The following is a 16,878-nucleotide window of genomic DNA, read 5'->3' as shown; positions in this document are numbered from 1 at the left end:
CCCAAGGAGAGCGCCATGAGACACCGCGGCTTTACCCTCGTTGAAATCGCCATCGTCCTGGTCATCATCGGCCTGCTGCTGGGCGGCGTGCTCAAAGGCCAGGCCCTGATCGACAGCGCCAAGGTCAAGAGCATCATCCAGCAGGCTACTGCACTGCAGGCGGCCGTCAACTCCTACCAGGACCGCTTCCGCGCCCTGCCCGGCGACGATATCCTGGCCACCACCCATGTCCCCGGCGCGGCCGGCAACGGCAACGGCGACGGCCAGATCACGGAATACCAGCTGGCGCCGCAGCATCTGGCACTGGCGGGCCTGATCACCGGTTCCTACAACGGCACCACCGACTTCATGACCAGCGCCCAGGGCGGCGCGGTGTACATCTACAACGACGTCGTGGGTGGCCGTGGCGGCAACGGCATCCGCTTCGACAACCTGCCCGACACCTTTGCCGAGCAGATCGACGCCAAGCTGGATGACGGCAAACCCGATTCCGGCAACGTGCGCGCAACTGGGCCTTATACTAATAACGGAACCATCATTACGCGCCTCGCAATCTTCTTCTAACGGACCTATGACAGCAAACCCTGAACGGCGCCGCATCTTCCTGATGCGGCATGGCAGCGTCACCTATTTCGACCAGGCCGGCAAACCCTACCTGCCCGAAACCGTCCCCCTCAACGAGGCCGGCCGCGCGCAGGCTGCGGCCGCCGGCCAGGCCTTCGCCGCCGATAGCATCAAGTTCGACCGCGTCATCGTCTCCGGCCTGCCGCGCACGGTCGAAACTGCGCAGCGCGTGCTGGCGGAAACCGGCCAGCAGGTACAGCTCGAAACCTGGCCCGAGCTGGCCGAAATCCGCGGCGGCAAGCTGTCCGGCATCCCGGACGATCAACTGCGGGAAGCCTTCACCGGCGCTTTTGAGGGCGTGGTGCCGGAGCAGCGCCGCTTCCTCGGCGGCGAATCGGTCGGCGAGCTGATGGACCGCATCCATCCCGCCATCGCCAGGCTGCTGGCCGACGATGGCTGGGATACCGTGCTGCTGGTCCTGCACGGCGGCGTCAATCGCGCCATCCTGTCCTATGCCCTGACCGGTGGCCAGCGCCTTTTCCTCGGCAACCTGTCGCAGGCTGCCGGCTGCATCAACGCCCTCGACGTGGGCCAGGAACGGCACGACTGGATCGTGCGGTTTTCGAACTTCGCCCCGCCCGCGCCACTGCAAGCGGCCACCCGCAGCACCACAATGGAGCAGTTGTTCAAGGAATATTCCAAATCCCGCTTGCTTTCCCGCCCATAAAAATAGTACGATCGTTCGGAAGGAGGCATTATGTTCGAAGAATTCATGGGCACCAAGGAGGTGTCGGAGCGCCACCGTTTCGACACCGCCGCGCTGGACGCATACCTGCGCCAGCACGTGGAAGGCTATCCGCAGGGCGAATTGAAGGTCGAGCAGTTCAAGGGCGGCCAGTCGAATCCCACCTTCAAGCTGACGGTCGGCGGCCAGCAGTACGTCCTGCGCACCAAGCCGGCTCCGGCGGCCAAGCTGCTGCCATCCGCCCACGCCATCGAACGCGAATTCCGCGTCATGCACGCGCTGCACAAGGCAGGCTTCCCGGCGGCCCGCCAATACTGCCTGTGCATGGACGAAGAAGTGATCGGCCGCGCTTTCTACGTGATGCAATTTGTCGAAGGCCGCGTGCTGTGGGACCAGTCCCTGCCCGGCATGACGCCTGCCGAACGTGCTGCGATCTACGATGAACTCAATCGCGTCATCGCGCAGCTGCACACCATCGATTACAACGCCATCGGGCTTGGCGATTACGGCAAGCCGGGCAACTACTTCCAGCGCCAGATCGAACGCTGGAGCAAGCAGTACAAGGCATCCGAGACCGAGACCATCGAGGCGATGGACCAGTTGATCGCCTGGCTGCCTGCCAACATCCCGCCCGGCGAGGACACCTCGATCGTGCACGGCGACTACCGCCTCGACAACATGATCTTCCATCCGACCGAGCCGCGCATCCTCGCAGTGCTGGACTGGGAACTGTCGACGCTCGGGCATCCGTTTGCGGACTTCAGCTACCACTGCATGAGCTGGCACATCGAGCCGGGCAAGTTCCGCGGCATCGCCGGCCTGGACCTGAAGGCGCTCGGCATTCCCTCGCAGCGCGAATACATCGCGCGCTACGCCGAACGCACCGGCAAGGCAATCCGCCTGGAGGACTTCAACTTCTACCTCGCCTTCAATATGTTCCGCCTGGCCAGCATCATGCAGGGCATCATGAAGCGCTACGTGGACGGCACGGCATCCAGCGCCCAGGCACTGGAATCAGGCAAGCTGGCCCGCCCGATGGCGGCCATGGGCTGGGCCTATGCCCAGGGCAAGGCAATCGAATAAGGAATTGGCATGGACTTCGACTACTCCCCGCGAACCAAGGAATTGCAGGCGCGCCTGCTGGCCTTCATGGACCAGCACATCTACCCGAACGAGAAAGCCTTCCATGAGGAGGTGGACCGCAACGGCCGCGAGAAAGGCAACCGCTGGATTCCCACCGAGCTGATTGAGCGCCTCAAGCCGCTGGCCCGTGAGCAGGGTTTGTGGAACCTGTTCCTGCCCCGCTCCAGCCGCGCCCCGGAAGGCCTGTCCAACCTCGATTACGCCCCTTTGTGCGAAATCATGGGCCGCGTACCGTGGGCGGCGGAAGTGTTCAACTGCTCCGCACCCGATACCGGCAATATGGAAACGCTTGAGCGCTACGGCACGGAAGAACACAAGCAGCGCTGGCTGGAACCGCTGCTGCGCGGCGAGATCCGCTCCGCCTTTGCGATGACCGAACCGGCGGTGGCATCGTCCGATGCGACCAATATCGAAACGCGCATCGAGCGCGACGGCGACCACTACGTGATCAACGGCCGCAAATGGTGGATCTCCGGCGCCGGCGATCCGCGCTGCCAGGTGTATATCGCCATGGGCAAGACCGATTTCAGCGCCCCGCGCCACGCGCAGCAGTCGATGGTCCTGGTGCCGGCCGATGCGCCGGGCCTGACGGTGCTGCGTCCCTTGCCGGTCTTCGGCTACGACGACGCGCCGCACGGCCACTGCGAAATGGTGTTCGAAAACGTGCGCGTGCCTGTTTCCAGCATCCTGCTCGGCGAAGGGCGCGGGTTTGAAATCGCCCAGGGCCGCCTCGGTCCGGGCCGCATCCACCACTGCATGCGCGCCATCGGTGTCGCCGAGCGTGCGCTGGAACTGATGGTGCAGCGCCTGACCTCGCGAGTTGCATTTGGAAAGCGGCTGTCGGACCAGGGCGTGTGGCGCGAACGCATCGCCGAATCGCGCATCAGGATCGATACCGCGCGCCTGCTGACCCTGAAAGCGGCCTACATGATGGACACGGTCGGCAACAAGGTCGCCCAGTCCGAGATCGCCATGATCAAGGTGCTGGCGCCCAATGTGGCGCAACAGGTGCTCGATTGGGCGATCCAGGCCCACGGCGCGGCCGGCGTATCGGACGATTTCCCGCTGGCCTACCAGTGGGCGGGCAACCGCACCCTGCGCCTGGCCGACGGGCCGGATGAAGTGCACCGCAACGCCATCGCCAAACTGGAGATTGCGCGCTTCTCGTCCACGACAAGCTAAGCTATCATCATCCTGCAGTCACTTTTCCGAAAGGACGTGCCGTGCGGGATGAATCCAGCAAGCCCTTGCCACCATTGCGGTCGCAGCTCGCACTGCTGGCCGCGGCCTGCGCGGCGCCAGCACTATTGGCGGTGGCCCTGTTGCTGGTGTATTTCCAGCAGCGCGACCTGGGCCGCGCAGAGCTGCAGGTCCAGCGCGTCGAACGCGCTGCGGCCGCCATCGTGGACCGCCAGTTGCTGGCCGCGGAAGCTGCGGCCCTCGCGCTGGCCAGCAGCCCCAGCGCCCGTAGCGGCGACCTGGTGGCCCTGCGCAGCCAGGCAAGCGGCGCGCTGCCGCCAGCCTTGCCCTACCAATCCCACATCCTGTTCACCGAAAACGGCGCGGCACAGCTCATTGCCGGCAATGAGCTGCCGGTCGACCGCGCCGCCAACGCGGCCCGCATCAGGTTAGCGCCGAATGCGCGTTCCGCAGTCAGCCTGCTGCGCGCGAACGGCAAGGAGCCGGCCCACCTGGCGGTTGACGTGCCGATCCAGCGCGCCGCCAAGGCGCCCGCCACCCTCAGCGTCCTGCTGCCCGGCGACGCGCTGGACAAGGTGGCCGAGGAGATGCAGCTTGCCCCCGGCGCCGTGATCGCCGTACTGGCGCCCGACGGCAAGCTGGTGGCCCGCAGCCATGACGACGGCCGGGCCAGCGGCGAGCCGGCGGCCGACGCCTTGCATGGCCTGCCGCTGCAGGTCGGCTACCTGCGCGGTGCAGCCAGCCCGTGGAGCGTGGCGGTGGCCTCGCCAAGGCCGGAAGCGCTGCTTGCTTTCGACGGCCTGTTCTTCGCGGTGTTCGCCGTGCTGGCGGCGCTGGTATTGGCCGGCTTTGCCGCAGCTGCCCTGGCTGCGCGCCGCATCGCAAGCTCGATCGATGCCCTGCACGCGCCGGCCCAGGCGCTGGCAAGCGGCGCGCCCATCGAAGCGCCGCGCGCATCCTTCCAGGAGGCGAAGCAGATTGGCGACACCCTGCTGCGGCTCGACCGCGACCTGACCCGCCATCGGCAAGACCTGGAACGCGTGGTCGAAGAGCGCACGCAGCAACTGGAAAATTCCAACGCCCTGCTGGAAACGATTTACGCCACGGCGCCGGTGGGCCTGAGTTTTGTCGATACCCGCCTGCGCATCCTGATGATCAACGATTACCTCGCCTCGATGAACGGACTGGCGGTCAACGACCATATCGGGCGCCGCTTCGATGAAGTCATCAGCGACCGCAACCTGGTGGCCCAGGTGAACCAGGCCTACCGCCGGGTACTCGCCACAGGGGAAGCGGTGCCGAACACCGAAATCTGCGGCACTACCGCTTCGCGCCCCGGCCGCAGCAACCATTTCATTGCCGGCTATTACCCGGTCTTTGGCGCCGATGGCGCGATGGCCGGCATTACCGCCGTGCTGATGGATATCACCCAGCAGAAGGAGTCGGAAGCGGCGCTGCGCCAGTCCAAGGCCCTGTTCAAGTCGGTGCTGGAGAACATGCCGGCCATGGTCTTCGTCAAGGATGCCCAGCACCTGCGCTTTGAACTGCTCAACCGCCAGGGTGAACTGCTGCTTGGCCGGCCGCGCGAGGATTTGCTCGGCAAGAGCGACCGCGATTTCTTCCCGCCGGAGCAGGCAGCGGCGTTCGTGGAAGCCGACCGCAAGGTGCTGGCGTCGGAACAGGTGATGGAAATACCTGAAGAAGCGGTGCGCATCGCCGCCGGGGAAATGCGCTACCTGACCACCCGCAAGGTGGCCCTGCGCAACGAACAGGGCATCGCCACCCACCTGCTGGGCATCTCGCTCGATATCACGGACCGCAAACGTGCCGACGAAGCCCTGCAGCAAACCTCCCTGAGCCTGGCGCGCAGCACCAGCTTCCTGCATACGGTGACGGAAAACCTGCCGGGCCTGGTGGCTTACTGGGACGCGGAGCTGCGCTGCCATTTCGCCAACAAGTACTTCCTGGCCTGGTTCGGCAAGACGCTGGAGCAGGCCATGGGCGAACCCATCGGCAACGTGCTGCCAGCCGCGCTGTTGGAACAGATCCGGCCGCACATCAATGCCGTGCTCGAAGGCAGTCCGCAGCACTTTCTGCGCGAGCTGGAACTGCCGACGGGCGAGCCGCGCTATGCGTGGATCAACTTCATTCCGGACCGCGGCGAAGCGGGCGCCGTGCGAGGCTTTTATGCCCTAGGCTCGGATGTGACCGAACTAAAGCGCGGCGAATTGAAATTGCAGGAGCTGAACGAACAACTGATGCGCGCCCGCGACCGGGCGGAAGCCGCCAGCCGGGCCAAGAGTGAATTCGTGGCCAACATGAGCCATGAGATCCGCACGCCGATGAACGCCATCACCGGGCTGGCGCGCTTGCTGGAAGAGGCGCCGCTGGAACGGCGCGAGCGCAGCTACGTCAGCAAGATCCAGCTCGCGACGCAAAGCCTGCTTGGCGTCGTGAATGACGTGCTGGACTTTTCCAAGATCGAGGCCGGCCAGTTGCAGCTCGAGCAAGCGCGCTTCAACCTCGAGCAGTTGCTGGCCGCGACTGCCGTACTCGTGGCAAACGGCGCCTGGGACAAAGGCGTGGAGCCCGTGTTCGACATCGCGCCTGCGCTGCCGCCGGAAATGGTGGGCGATGCGATGCGCCTGCAGCAGGTGTTGCTCAACCTGCTGAGCAATGCCATCAAGTTCACCGAGCGGGGCGAAGTCGTGCTGACGGTACGCGAGGCGCCAGGCAGCGCCAATTCGCTGACGCTGGAATTCACCGTGCGCGACACCGGCATCGGCATCCCGGCCGAACAGCAGCCCCATATGTTCGACGCCTTTTCGCAAGGCGACAGCAGCACCAGCCGCCGCTACGGCGGCACGGGGCTAGGCCTGGCCATTGCGCGCCGCCTGTCGGACTTGATGGGCGGGGTCATCGCCGTGGAAAGCACGCTGGGCCGGGGCTCGACCTTCCGCTTTACCTGTCCCCTGCAGCGCGTTGCCGGCAGCGCACCGCGCGCATCAACAGCCAGCCTGCACGGGCTCAAGGTCCTGGCTGTCGACGACAACGCCAGCGTACGCCAGATGCTGCAGCGGGCGGGCAACGCCATGCAATGGACGGCAACCACCCTGGCCACCGCTGCCGAGGCCCTGCAGGCGCTGCGCCAGCGTCGCTTCGATCTGCTCCTGCTCGACAGCGCAATGCCCGCCACGGACGGCATCGCCATGCTGGTGCAGGCGCGCGACGAAAACCTGGCATTGCCCAAGGTCGTGTTGATGGCGCCGGAGCGCGCCAGCGACGATTTGCAGCAACTGGCCGACAGCCTGCAGATCGATGCGGTGCTAGCCAAGCCTTTCACGCCGTCGCGCCTGCACGATGCGGCCCTGGCCGCAATCACCGGCATCAACCAGCCGGAGCACCGCGGCAGCCAGGCGGCGCTTTCCGGCAGCCTGGCCGGCATGCACGTGCTGCTGGTGGAAGACAATGAGATCAACCAGGAAATGGCGCGCTACATCCTGCTTCACTGCGGGGCCTTGGTGGAAGTGGCGTCCAACGGCGAGATCGCACTGGACATGCTGCGCGACGACCCGCAACGTTTCGACGCGGTACTGATGGACTTGCAGATGCCCGTGATGGACGGCTACCGCGCCACCGAAGCGATTCGCTCCATGGGCCTGCGCAGCATGCCCATCATCGCCATGACCGCCAACGTCATGCCGGAAGACCGCATCCGCGCCATCGAGGCAGGCGTCGACGCGCATATCGCCAAGCCGATCGACGTCGACGAAATGATCGCTACCCTGAGGCGCCTCGCGCCCCTGCACCCGGAGCTGGCGAACGGTCCATCGGCCGCAACGCACGCTGAGCACCGCAAGGATGGCCGCCCGTCCACGGTGCCCGGCATCGACCTGGAAGCTGCATTGCGGCGCGTGGCCGGCAATTATTCGGCCTTCGCCGGCCTGCTGAAGCGCTTCGAGAATTCGCAGGGCGACGCCGTGCGCGAAGTGCGCGATTGCCTGGCCCAGGACAAGCGCTACGCCGCCACGCGCGTGCTGCACCGGCTGAAAGGCGTGGCCGCCAACCTCGGCGCCACCGATGTGGCGCGCCTGAGCGCCCAGGCCGAGAGCGCTGTCGCCGAAGGGCAGGACAGTTCGGCCGCCGCCCTGCTGCTGGCGCTTGAACAGGCACTGGCCGTGGTGATCAACGCCGCACGCGAATTGCCGGCGCCGGTGCATGCCGCCGCCGGCAGCACGCCCGTGTCCAACTTGCCGCAAGCCCTTGGGGACCTGCAAATGCTGCTCCGGAACAGCAATATGCGCGCCCTGGCGGCGTTCAAGGCGCTCACCCCCATCCTTGAGCAGCGCTGCCCGGACCTGCTGCCCGGCCTGGCCAATGCCATCGAAACGCTCGACTTCAGCGACGCCGAGCAACGGCTGCAGGAGATCATGAAACGGGAGGAAACCGCATGACATGGACCGACCAGGCGCACAATGGGCGCCTGCTGATCGTCGATGACGCCATGGAGAATATCCAGATCCTCAACCACGTGCTGGGCGAGGAGCATGAAGTATTGTTTGCCATGAATGGCGAGAAGGCGCTGGAACTGGCGCACCAGCACCAGCCCGACCTGATCCTGCTGGACGCAGTCATGCCGGGCATGGACGGCTACGAAGTATGCGCCGCCTTGCGCGCCGCGTCGGATGTGCGCGATATCCCGATCATCTTCGTCACCGCGCTGACCACGCCCGAGGACGAGACCCGGGCGCTGGAAGCGGGCGCGGTCGACTTCATCACCAAGCCATTCAATGTAGCCGTAGTGCGCGCCAGGGTGCGCACCCACCTTACATTGAAGCGCCAGTCCGACGCCATGCGTGAGCTGACGCTGACCGACGCCCTGACAGGCGTCGCCAACCGCCGCAGCTTCAACGAAGCAATCCAGAACGAATGGCGGCGCTGCGCCCGTTCGGCCATGCCGCTTTCAGTGATCATGATCGACATCGACCACTTCAAGCTTTACAACGACGCCTACGGCCATCAGGCCGGCGACTCCTGCCTGAAGCAAGTCGCCGACACCATGCTGCAATGCGCCGGCCGTTCGCCGGACCTGCTGGCGCGCTACGGCGGCGAGGAGTTCGTCATCCTGCTGCCCCAGGTCGGTGCCCAGGGCGCGGAGACGGTGGCCGAGCGCATCCTGGCCAGCGTGCGCGCGCTGGCGATCCCGCACCGCATGTCGTCGGCCGGCGACACGGTAACAGTCAGCCTGGGCGTGGCCACCCTGCTGCCCGGCACGGGCGGCACCCCGGATGCGCTGGTGCGCTGCGCCGACAACGCCCTGTACCGGGCCAAGAAAGATGGCCGCAACCGCTTCTATGTCGAGGTTTGAGATCAGGAGTAGCGGCGCATCAGGAATTCCGCTACGCACGCGGGCTTTTCGCTGCCTTCGCATTCGACCGTGACTTCCCATGCCAGCTGATGGCCGCCGGCCACCGCGCTGATGCTGCGCAGGACGACGTGGCCGCGCACGCGGCTGCCGACCGGGACCGGCGCGGGAAAGCGCACCTTGTCCAGGCCGTAGTTCACGCCCATGCGCATGTCTTCCATGAACACGGCATCCTGCAGCAGCCCGGGCAACAATGACAGCGTCAGGAAGCCATGCGCCACCGTGCCGCCATAGGGCGATTCAGCAGCGGCGCGCGCCGGATCGGTGTGAATCCACTGCTCATCGTTGGTGGAAACGCCGAAGCTGTTGACACGCTCCTGCGTGATGTCGACCCAGCCGGAGACGCCCACTTCCTGCCCCACCAATGCTTCCAGTTCCGCCACGTTACGCACCAAGCGCGCCATTAAGCTGCCTCCTTGAATCCCGGCTGCGCGATGAAGCGCTCCAGGTGATGATCTGCGTCGCCCAGCGTGATCTCGATCATCGCCAGTCGCTTGAAATAGTGGGCGGCGGGCAGTTCGTCCGTCACGCCCATGCCGCCATGCAGCTGCACCGCCTGCTGGCCAACAAAGCGTGCAGCTTGCCCTATCCGCGCCTTGGCGGCTGAAACCACGCGGCGGCGCTCTTCGTGGTCGTCCGACCCGGCCTTGGCCGCCGCCAGCATGGCCATCGAGCGCGCCTGCTCGAGGTGGATGAACATGTCAGCCATCCGATGCTGCAGCACCTGGAATTTCCCGATCGGTGCGCCGAACTGCTGGCGGGTTTTCAAGTACTCGAGCGTGGCGGCGAAGAGCGCGTCCATGGCGCCAATGGCTTCCGCGCAGAGAAGCGCAGCGCCGTAGTCGGTGGCCGCCTCGATCAGCGGCCAACCTTGGCCCTGCGCGCCGAGCAGCGTGCCTTGCGCGTCCTTGAATTCCACCGTTGCGGCGCGCTGGCCGTCGATGGTCCGGTAGTCGGTGACCTGCACGCCTGGCGCGTCGCGCTGCACCAGGTACAGCGAAATGCCGTCAGTATCGCCCTGGGCGCCGCTACTGCGTGCGGAGACGATCAAGGCGCCGGCCTGGCCGCCATGCAGCACCACCGTCTTGCGGCCCGAGATGCGGCCAGCGCCGGCGCCGTCGGTAACCAGGATGTCGTTCAGCGCGTGGCGCGACTGCTGCTCGCCGAGCGCGCATGCCAGCTTCAGCTCGCCGGCGGCAACGCGCTCCAGCAAATCGTCCTGGCCTCCCGCCAGCTTGAGGAACTGCGCCCCCAGCACGGTGGCAAAGTACGGCTCGACCACCAGGCCGCGACCCAGTTCCTGCATCACGACCATCATGTCGGCCGCGCTGCCGTTGAAACCGCCCTGCTCTTCCGGCACCGGCAGCGCCAGCATCCCCAGTTCCACCAGCGTAGCCCAGGCCTGGCTGGAAACGCCGGACTCCGAATGGATGATCTTCTTGCGCACCTCAAAGCTGTAGTCCTTGTCGACCCAGCGTCGCAGCGCATCGGCAAATTGTTGTTGCTCTTCCTTGAAGCTGAAGTCCATGCCGCCTCCTTACAGTCCCAGGATCATCTGGGTGATGATGTTCTTCTGTATTTCGTTCGAGCCGCCGTAGATCGAAGTCTTGCGGAAGTTGAAATAGCAGGCTGCCAGGGGCGACGCCTCGTCGTCACCGGCCAATGCATGTTCGCGCTTGCCATCGAGGTAATCCGGATCGAAGGGCAAGGCTTGCGGGCCCAGTGCTTCGACCATCAGCTCCGTCAGCATTTGCTGGATCTCGGAGCCACGCACCTTCAGCACCGAAGCCTGCGGCCCGGGGCCATGCGCTTCCTGCGCGATGGTGCGCTGCACGGTGACCTCCAGCGCCATCAACTCGATTTCCAGGTTCGCCACGCGCGTCGCGAACAGCGGGTCCTCGAGCAAGGACTTGCCGTTCTTCTGCTGCTGGTTCGCTATCTTTTTCAGGAACAGCAGTTCGCGCCTGGAGCGTCCCACCGCCGCAATACCGGTGCGCTCGTGGCCAAGCAGGTACTTGGCGTAAGTCCAGCCCTTGTTCTCCTGGCCGACCAGGTTCGCAACCGGCACACGCACATTGTCGAAGAAGACTTCATTGATCTCGTGGTCTTCGTCCAGCATGATGATCGGCCGTACGGTGATGCCTGGGGTCTTCATGTCGATCAGCAGGAAGGAAATGCCCTCCTGCTTGCGCACGTCCTGGTCGGTGCGCACCAGGCAGAAGATCATGTCGGCGTGCTGGCCCAGCGTGGTCCAGGTCTTCTGTCCATTGACGATGTAATGATCGCCCGCGCGCACCGCCGTAGTCTTCAACGACGCCAGGTCGGACCCTGCGCCCGGCTCGGAATAGCCCTGGCACCACCAGTCGGTGCAATCGAGGATGCGCGGCAGGTAATAGGCCTTCTGCTCCGGGCTGCCGAAAGCCATGATGACCGGCGCCACCATGTTGACACCGAAGGGCAGGATGGGCGGGGTGCCGGCAATTGCGCACTCCTCTTCCCATATGTGGCGCTGGGTAGCATCCCAACCCGGGCCGCCGAATTCGGTCGGCCAGGCCGGTGCAGCCCAGCCTTGTTTGGCGACGATCTTGTGCCAGCGCACATAATCTTCGCGCTTCAGGCGAAGGTGCTTGCGGACTTTGGCTTGCAGGTCGGCGGGCAGGTTCGCTGCCAGGAAAGCCCGCACTTCAGCGCGGAAGGCCTCATCCCTGGCAGAGTAATTCAGGTCCATGCTGTCTCCTTGAATTGGTCGCGCCAGCAAAATAGCACGACCGTTTCAAAGAGTCTACAGCGCTTTGCGCCGCCGCGCCACAAAGCCGATCAGGCCCAGGCCAGCCAGCAACATGGCATATTCCCCAGGCTCAGGCGCCGGCGAAACAGCGATATCACGGCCGAACATGGTCAGGTTGGAAAAGTCGGGATGGGCTTGATTATTTCCGGTGAACCAGCCGATATTCCAGGTGCCGCTCAGGGTCTGGCCGGCATTGATGGCCTGGTTATCGAACAGGAAGGCACCGGCGCCGTTTGCAGCCTTGAGCGACAGCACCAGGTCCAGCGAAACGCTTTGCGCGCTGGTATTGGTGACGGTCCAGGTGCCGGTCTTGCCGTCCCCTGCATCGAAGCTGAAATTCAACGCGTTAAACAGGCTGAAGCCCGTACCGGAACCGCCTTCGTGCTTGCCCAGCAAGGTCCAGTCGCCGCTGCCGAAGCTGTCGAAGGTGGCGCCCATGCCGCTGGTGTTGCCGCTCAGGCCCGCCTGAGGATTCCAGCCCGAGGTGAAAACGAAGGCGTCGGCGCTTTGCGCGTCGAGCGTGGCATCGTCTGCGGAGGTATTACCGATAGTTGTAGCGCCGAAGGCGCTTGCCGCCAGGAGCATGCTGCTGGCAGCCAATGCAAACTTCTTTGCAATTGGTTCCATTCCGATTCCCCTTCTGGTGAAGTTAAGACTGCCACTTCAATGTAGCGGTTTAGCGACCTCGACGGCGTTCATTACCTTTCCGAAATATAGTCACTCCGTGCTGCGCCGGCGCGCAAGCAATCCAAGCACGCCAAGGCCCGCCAGCAGCATGCCGTATTCGCCAGGCTCAGGCAGGGCCGACACGTCGCGCCCAAACAAGGCGAGGTTGGAAAAGTCCGGATACGCGTTGTTGGCCCCCGTGAACCATTCGATGCGCCAGGTCCCGTTCAGGGTCTGCCCGGCGTTGATGGCCTGGTTATCGAACAGGAAGCCCGCGCCCGCATCTGCCGCGTGCATGGCGAAGACGAGGTCAAGCACCATGTTCGCTGGGCCCGCGTTGTGCACCGACCAGGTACCCGCCGTGCCGCTGTTCATTGCAAAGCCGAACTGCAACACGCCCATATTGGCGAAGCCGGCATTGAGGTCGTATTTGTCGAGCAAGCTCCAGGCACCGCTGCCATACGCATCGAAGGCAGTACCAAATCCAGTGGTGTCGCCGTTCACCCCTGCATGCGGATTCCAGCCAGCGGAAAAAACAAAGGCATCCGCATCGAAACCACCGAGCGTGACGTCATCGGCCGAAGTATTGCCGATGCCAGTCGCGCCAAAAGCGCTTGCCGCCAGTAACAGGCTGGTGGCGGCCAAGGCCAGCTTTCTTGCAATTGCGCACATGATAGAGCCCTCCCCTCTGAAAAAGACTGAACCTTTCAACAGCTTAGGTAGCCCGGCGTTAGAGGGGTTTGTGCGGGCACAAGCCTTGACTGGCCGAAAAAGCACGGGCATGCAAAAGAAACGCCGCAGATGGCCTATCCGCGGCGTAAGTAAGGGGTATTACCTAGATTGTTCTCAGCAGCGGAGCTGCCGGGCCGGCCGTATGCCGACACTTTCATATTATCAATTTTTACAACTCAGCACTCAATTTCTGCATTTCGTCGCATTCCCGCCATATGCAACCGAGATGGCCGATAGGATGCTCTCATCCAAACTGGCTCGCACAACAAGGACACAACCATGCGCACCAAGCTCCCCCTCGCCGCCATGATCTCCCTCACCCTGGCAGGCTGCGTCATCGTGCTGAACGACAGCAGCGACTACGTCAAGGGCAACGGAACGACCATTACTGAAACCCGCGACATCACCAGCGCCACCGGCCTGCGAATCGAGAACCGCCATCGCGTCGATATGGATGTCGACGTCAAGGTAGGCAGCGCGCCATCGCTGGTGATCGAGGGCGACGGCAATCTGGTGCCGCTGGTGCATACCGAAGTGCGCGGCGATACGCTGCGCGTGTGGACGGAAGATCGCCTGGACAGCCGCAAGCCGATCCACGTGCGGTACACGGTCCAGCGCCTGGACAATCTGGAATCGAGCGGCTCCGTGCGCACGGAGGTGCAAGGCCTGGCAGGCGGACCGTTGGCCGTTTCGCACACAGGCTCCGGCTATCTCGAGCTGCGCGGCCGCGTCGAGCAGCTGGATTTGCGCCACGCCGGCTCGGGCCAGTTGTATGCGGACGGCCTGGAAAGCAAGTCGGCGGTGGTGGATATGGTCGGCTCGGGCCGCGTGAATATCGGCTCCGTGCGCGGCAATGCCTTGCGCGTCACGTCATCCGGCTCCGGCAGCTTCTACGCGCGCGGCATCGTGCACGCGCTTGACGTGCAGGTGCAAGGCTCGGGTAGCGCCCAGCTGAACGACTTGCGCGCCGACGAAGCCAACATCACCAGCAACGGCTCCGGCGGCGTGCAAGCCTGGGTCCAGCACAAGGTCGACGCCCGCGCCAACGGTTCCGGACGCATCGCCGTCACCGGCAACCCATCCCAGCGCAGCCTGTACGGCCGCAATACCTCGATACAATAACGAAGTCAGTTGACCGTTAGTGCGAGGTCGCGGCCGGAGGTGGCGGTATTGCCGGCGTAGTCGGCGGCGTAAATGCGCAGCGTGTAGTCGCCCGGCGCCAGTTCGCTTACTTGCCAGCGGCCGGGTACGACTTCGCCCTCAGACAGATGGCTTAGCAGCGAATAGGTGAAGCGCGTGGCCTTGCTCCCGTAAACGGTGATGCCGCTGTCGGCGGAGTACACCACCTTCACCGCTTCGCGCTGCTTGGGCAACTGGTCGTAGGTTTGCATGATGCGGGGCTGCTCATAGCCCGCAACCGGCGTGCCGTCAGCCTGCAGCAACTGGTAGCCCAGCTTGTACAAGCCCAGGCGGCGGCGTGCGAGGTTGCCGTCCATCTGGTCGAAAGCGTCCACCACCACGTTCACTTCGCCCAGGCTGCGCGCTACTTCCACGCGTTTGCCTTTCCTGGCCGGCAGGCGTTTGTCGCTGGCGTCATACAGCGCAATGCCCTGGATGACCGGCGCAATGGTGTCGCGCAGGCCGGGGAATGGCAGCGCAAGCGGATTCACCACGCGACCGTGGTCGTACAGGTTGAGGTGGACGTGGGCCATCTGGTTCACCACGCCCAGTTGTTCGCCAACATAGAAGCGCGTGCCACGGCGGACGCGCACCCGTTCCGGCTTGCCTTGATCGTTCAGCAGGAGCTGGAACCGGTTGTCCAGCGCACGGTTCTTCTTGTCGCGGCCGACCTTCATATGGATGTAGCTGGTCGTGCCGAGGTTGATGCCCTCGCCGAGCGAACCATACGCCCAGTTGGGCAGAGGGTCGCTGACCTTGGCTTTCTCGACCACATGGACCGAGCTGCCGACATCGGCCTGTACATCGAGGCCAGCGTGGAAGTGGTGGCGGCTGTCGCCGTCATAGCTTCCCCTCACCTCGCCCATCAGGCCAACCACCTCGTGCGGCTGGTTTTGCGGAAGAACGGGCCACGGCATTGGGCCTTCGTTGCGCCGGGCCATGAGATCGCTGGCTGCCGCGGCCGGTGCGCCGGCGGGCGGCATCGGCTCCGCGGCGTGTGCAGCGCCGATCAGCGGCGCGCCAGCCTGCACGCCCGGGCTGGATGACAGCGCCTTGGCGACCTGCGCGGCTGGCTGCGCAGGGGCAGCCCCCGCGCCGGCATGTACCACGCGGTGCAGGCGCTGGGCGGAGCCGTCGGCGATGACCAGGGTGCCATCGGCCGCCAGGGCGAGGCTGCGCGGGCCGTAGAGCTGGATATTGCCATCGATGCCCGTGACAGGATCGGCGGGCCGCGCGGCGTCCGGCATTCCGGCGAGGTTGCCGTCGGGCGCCAGTTGCAGCAGGCGTCCGCGCGACGACACGGCAATGTAGACGAATCCATCATGCGTCACCGCCAGCGCCATGGGGCGGCGCAGCAGCGGCTCTTTTTCCAGCTCCGGCGCGACGGCAATCGTCACCACCGAGCCGTCTTTGTTAATGCGGCGCACGGCATCGTTGCTGGTGTCGGCGATGTAGATGCCGTCCTTGCCAAGCGCAATCCCGCAAGGTGTATCGAATTGCGCTCCCTCGCCCATGCCGTCAACGAAACCGGGGCGCCCGCTGCCCGCCAGCGTGGTGACGGTGCCATCGGGAGCGATTTTGCGAATCCGGTCGTTATAGGTATCGGCGACATATACCACGCCGGCTGCATCGACCGCCACGCCGACCGGGCCATTGAACTGGGCTTGGGCGCCCTGCCCGTCCGCAAAGCCGGCAATGCCGCTGCCGGCCAGGGTCGAAACCGTGCCGTCCACTGCGATCTTGCGGATCACGTGGTTGCCAGTATCGGCGACGTAGACGTTGCCTTGCTTGTCCAGCGCGATGCCGGAAGGAGTGTTGAAGGCGGCGGCGGCGCCTGCACCGTCGCGGTAACCCTCTATGCCACCCGCCAGCACGCGCACGCTGCCATCTCGCGCCAACACCGACACGGTATTTTTCTCGCCGCCGTCCGAGAAATAGACGTTGCCCTGCTTGTCGGCAGCGATGCCGTAGGGGTCGGTCAAGCCGGCGTCCAGCAAGGTTTCCAGCCGCGCTGGCCAGGCGCGCTCGGTCGGCGCCGGGCCGCGCTTGACCAGTTCGGGCAAACGCGCCGCTACGGTGTTCGCCGGCGAAGAATAGTAGAAATAGCCACCCGCCCCGGCAATCGCCAGTACTGCAGCCGCAAAAACAGTCAATTTGATAGATGTACGCACAGGCGGGATTTTACCGTCCCATCGCCGGGGCGATCAAACAGGGTTCATCGGCCGTAGCCTATCCGGGTCAGACCCTTGGGTCTGACCCGTCCTTTGCCGCGGCACTGGCCCGATCATCCGCGATGAACCAAAAAAAAAGCCCGCTCTGGGAGCGGGCTGAAGTCTATTTCCTTGGAGGAGAATAGAGGAGACAGGTGCAAGTATGCTGCGGCGCGGTATATCTGTCTACTTTATTGTAGTAATACTAGATATAACCATCCGCAAT

At 64.6% G+C, this 16,878-nt stretch carries 13 protein-coding genes; 7 read left to right on the top strand and 6 right to left on the bottom strand.

Going from position 1 to position 16,878, the window contains the following annotated elements:
• Positions 1–15: 15 nt before the first annotated feature.
• From ACN9MU_RS15805 to ACN9MU_RS15780, 6 genes are read left to right on the top strand one after another with little or no spacing between them, the layout of a single operon-like run.
• Entirely contained in the window at positions 16–564 is a 549-nt protein-coding gene (locus ACN9MU_RS15805) for a prepilin-type N-terminal cleavage/methylation domain-containing protein (protein WP_426323568.1), read from the top strand.
• Positions 565–571: 7 nt separating this feature from the next.
• Positions 572–1,291, top strand: a complete 720-nt coding sequence (locus ACN9MU_RS15800) for a histidine phosphatase family protein (protein ID WP_426344858.1) — start codon at positions 572–574, stop codon at positions 1,289–1,291.
• Between the two features lie 30 nt (positions 1,292–1,321).
• On the top strand, positions 1,322–2,392 hold the full coding sequence (locus tag ACN9MU_RS15795) for a phosphotransferase (RefSeq protein WP_426344857.1): 1,071 nt from the start codon (positions 1,322–1,324) through the stop codon (positions 2,390–2,392).
• A gap of 9 nt (positions 2,393–2,401) precedes the next feature.
• Complete coding sequence (locus tag ACN9MU_RS15790) at positions 2,402–3,634, top strand: acyl-CoA dehydrogenase family protein (RefSeq protein WP_426171957.1); 1,233 nt, start codon at positions 2,402–2,404, stop codon at positions 3,632–3,634.
• Positions 3,635–3,675: 41 nt separating this feature from the next.
• Positions 3,676–8,106 (top strand): PAS domain-containing protein, encoded by a 4,431-nt coding sequence (locus ACN9MU_RS15785; RefSeq protein WP_426344856.1) that lies wholly within the window; start codon positions 3,676–3,678, stop codon positions 8,104–8,106.
• A complete protein-coding gene (locus tag ACN9MU_RS15780) occupies positions 8,103–9,020 on the top strand; it encodes a diguanylate cyclase domain-containing protein (protein WP_426171953.1) in 918 nt (305 codons plus the stop codon). Before ACN9MU_RS15785 ends, ACN9MU_RS15780 begins: the two co-directional genes overlap by 4 nt.
• 2 nt (positions 9,021–9,022) lie before the next feature.
• Here the strand turns inward: ACN9MU_RS15780 and ACN9MU_RS15775 are convergent, their stop codons facing one another.
• From ACN9MU_RS15775 to ACN9MU_RS15755, 5 genes are all read right to left on the bottom strand, one after another.
• Entirely contained in the window at positions 9,023–9,481 is a 459-nt protein-coding gene (locus ACN9MU_RS15775) for a MaoC family dehydratase (protein WP_426344855.1), read from the bottom strand.
• Positions 9,481–10,605: an acyl-CoA dehydrogenase family protein gene (locus ACN9MU_RS15770; protein ID WP_426344854.1), complete on the bottom strand. Its 1,125-nt coding sequence runs from the start codon at positions 10,603–10,605 to the stop codon at positions 9,481–9,483. The genes ACN9MU_RS15775 and ACN9MU_RS15770 overlap by 1 nt, the downstream gene beginning before the upstream one ends.
• A gap of 9 nt (positions 10,606–10,614) precedes the next feature.
• Entirely contained in the window at positions 10,615–11,805 is a 1,191-nt protein-coding gene (locus tag ACN9MU_RS15765) for an acyl-CoA dehydrogenase family protein (protein WP_426171947.1), read from the bottom strand.
• A gap of 54 nt (positions 11,806–11,859) precedes the next feature.
• The gene (locus ACN9MU_RS15760) at positions 11,860–12,492 is read right to left on the bottom strand and encodes a PEP-CTERM sorting domain-containing protein (protein WP_426171946.1); all 633 of its coding nucleotides are present in this window, start codon (positions 12,490–12,492) and stop codon (positions 11,860–11,862) included.
• Positions 12,493–12,582: 90 nt separating this feature from the next.
• Complete coding sequence (locus ACN9MU_RS15755; RefSeq protein WP_426337613.1) at positions 12,583–13,203, bottom strand: PEP-CTERM sorting domain-containing protein; 621 nt, start codon at positions 13,201–13,203, stop codon at positions 12,583–12,585.
• Positions 13,204–13,542: 339 nt separating this feature from the next.
• Here ACN9MU_RS15755 and ACN9MU_RS15750 point away from each other — a divergent pair, with 339 nt between their 5' ends.
• Positions 13,543–14,385 carry a head GIN domain-containing protein gene (locus tag ACN9MU_RS15750; protein ID WP_426171938.1) on the top strand — a complete coding sequence of 281 codons (843 nt, stop codon included), beginning with the start codon at positions 13,543–13,545 and terminating at the stop codon, positions 14,383–14,385.
• A 5-nt stretch (positions 14,386–14,390) separates the two neighbouring features.
• Here ACN9MU_RS15750 and ACN9MU_RS15745 read toward each other — a convergent pair whose 3' ends face one another.
• Positions 14,391–16,613 (bottom strand): SMP-30/gluconolactonase/LRE family protein, encoded by a 2,223-nt coding sequence (locus ACN9MU_RS15745; RefSeq protein WP_426344853.1) that lies wholly within the window; start codon positions 16,611–16,613, stop codon positions 14,391–14,393.
• Between the last annotated feature and the right edge of the window lie 265 nt (positions 16,614–16,878).

The organism is Pseudoduganella sp. R-32 (genome assembly GCF_049913245.1).
Lineage (GTDB): Bacteria > Pseudomonadota > Gammaproteobacteria > Burkholderiales > Burkholderiaceae_D > Rugamonas.
This window is presented reverse-complemented; position numbering and strand designations above follow the sequence as displayed.

Coding starts and splice junctions, on each gene's coding strand:
- ACN9MU_RS15805 (WP_426323568.1), top strand. CDS start 16: ATGAGACACCGCGGCTTTACCCTCGTTGAAATCGCCATCGTCCTGGTC.
- ACN9MU_RS15800 (WP_426344858.1), top strand. CDS start 572: ATGACAGCAAACCCTGAACGGCGCCGCATCTTCCTGATGCGGCATGGC.
- ACN9MU_RS15795 (WP_426344857.1), top strand. CDS start 1,322: ATGTTCGAAGAATTCATGGGCACCAAGGAGGTGTCGGAGCGCCACCGT.
- ACN9MU_RS15790 (WP_426171957.1), top strand. CDS start 2,402: ATGGACTTCGACTACTCCCCGCGAACCAAGGAATTGCAGGCGCGCCTG.
- ACN9MU_RS15780 (WP_426171953.1), top strand. CDS start 8,103: ATGACATGGACCGACCAGGCGCACAATGGGCGCCTGCTGATCGTCGAT.
- ACN9MU_RS15775 (WP_426344855.1), bottom strand. CDS start 9,481: ATGGCGCGCTTGGTGCGTAACGTGGCGGAACTGGAAGCATTGGTGGGG.
- ACN9MU_RS15770 (WP_426344854.1), bottom strand. CDS start 10,605: ATGGACTTCAGCTTCAAGGAAGAGCAACAACAATTTGCCGATGCGCTG.
- ACN9MU_RS15765 (WP_426171947.1), bottom strand. CDS start 11,805: ATGGACCTGAATTACTCTGCCAGGGATGAGGCCTTCCGCGCTGAAGTG.
- ACN9MU_RS15760 (WP_426171946.1), bottom strand. CDS start 12,492: ATGGAACCAATTGCAAAGAAGTTTGCATTGGCTGCCAGCAGCATGCTC.
- ACN9MU_RS15755 (WP_426337613.1), bottom strand. CDS start 13,203: ATGTGCGCAATTGCAAGAAAGCTGGCCTTGGCCGCCACCAGCCTGTTA.
- ACN9MU_RS15750 (WP_426171938.1), top strand. CDS start 13,543: ATGCGCACCAAGCTCCCCCTCGCCGCCATGATCTCCCTCACCCTGGCA.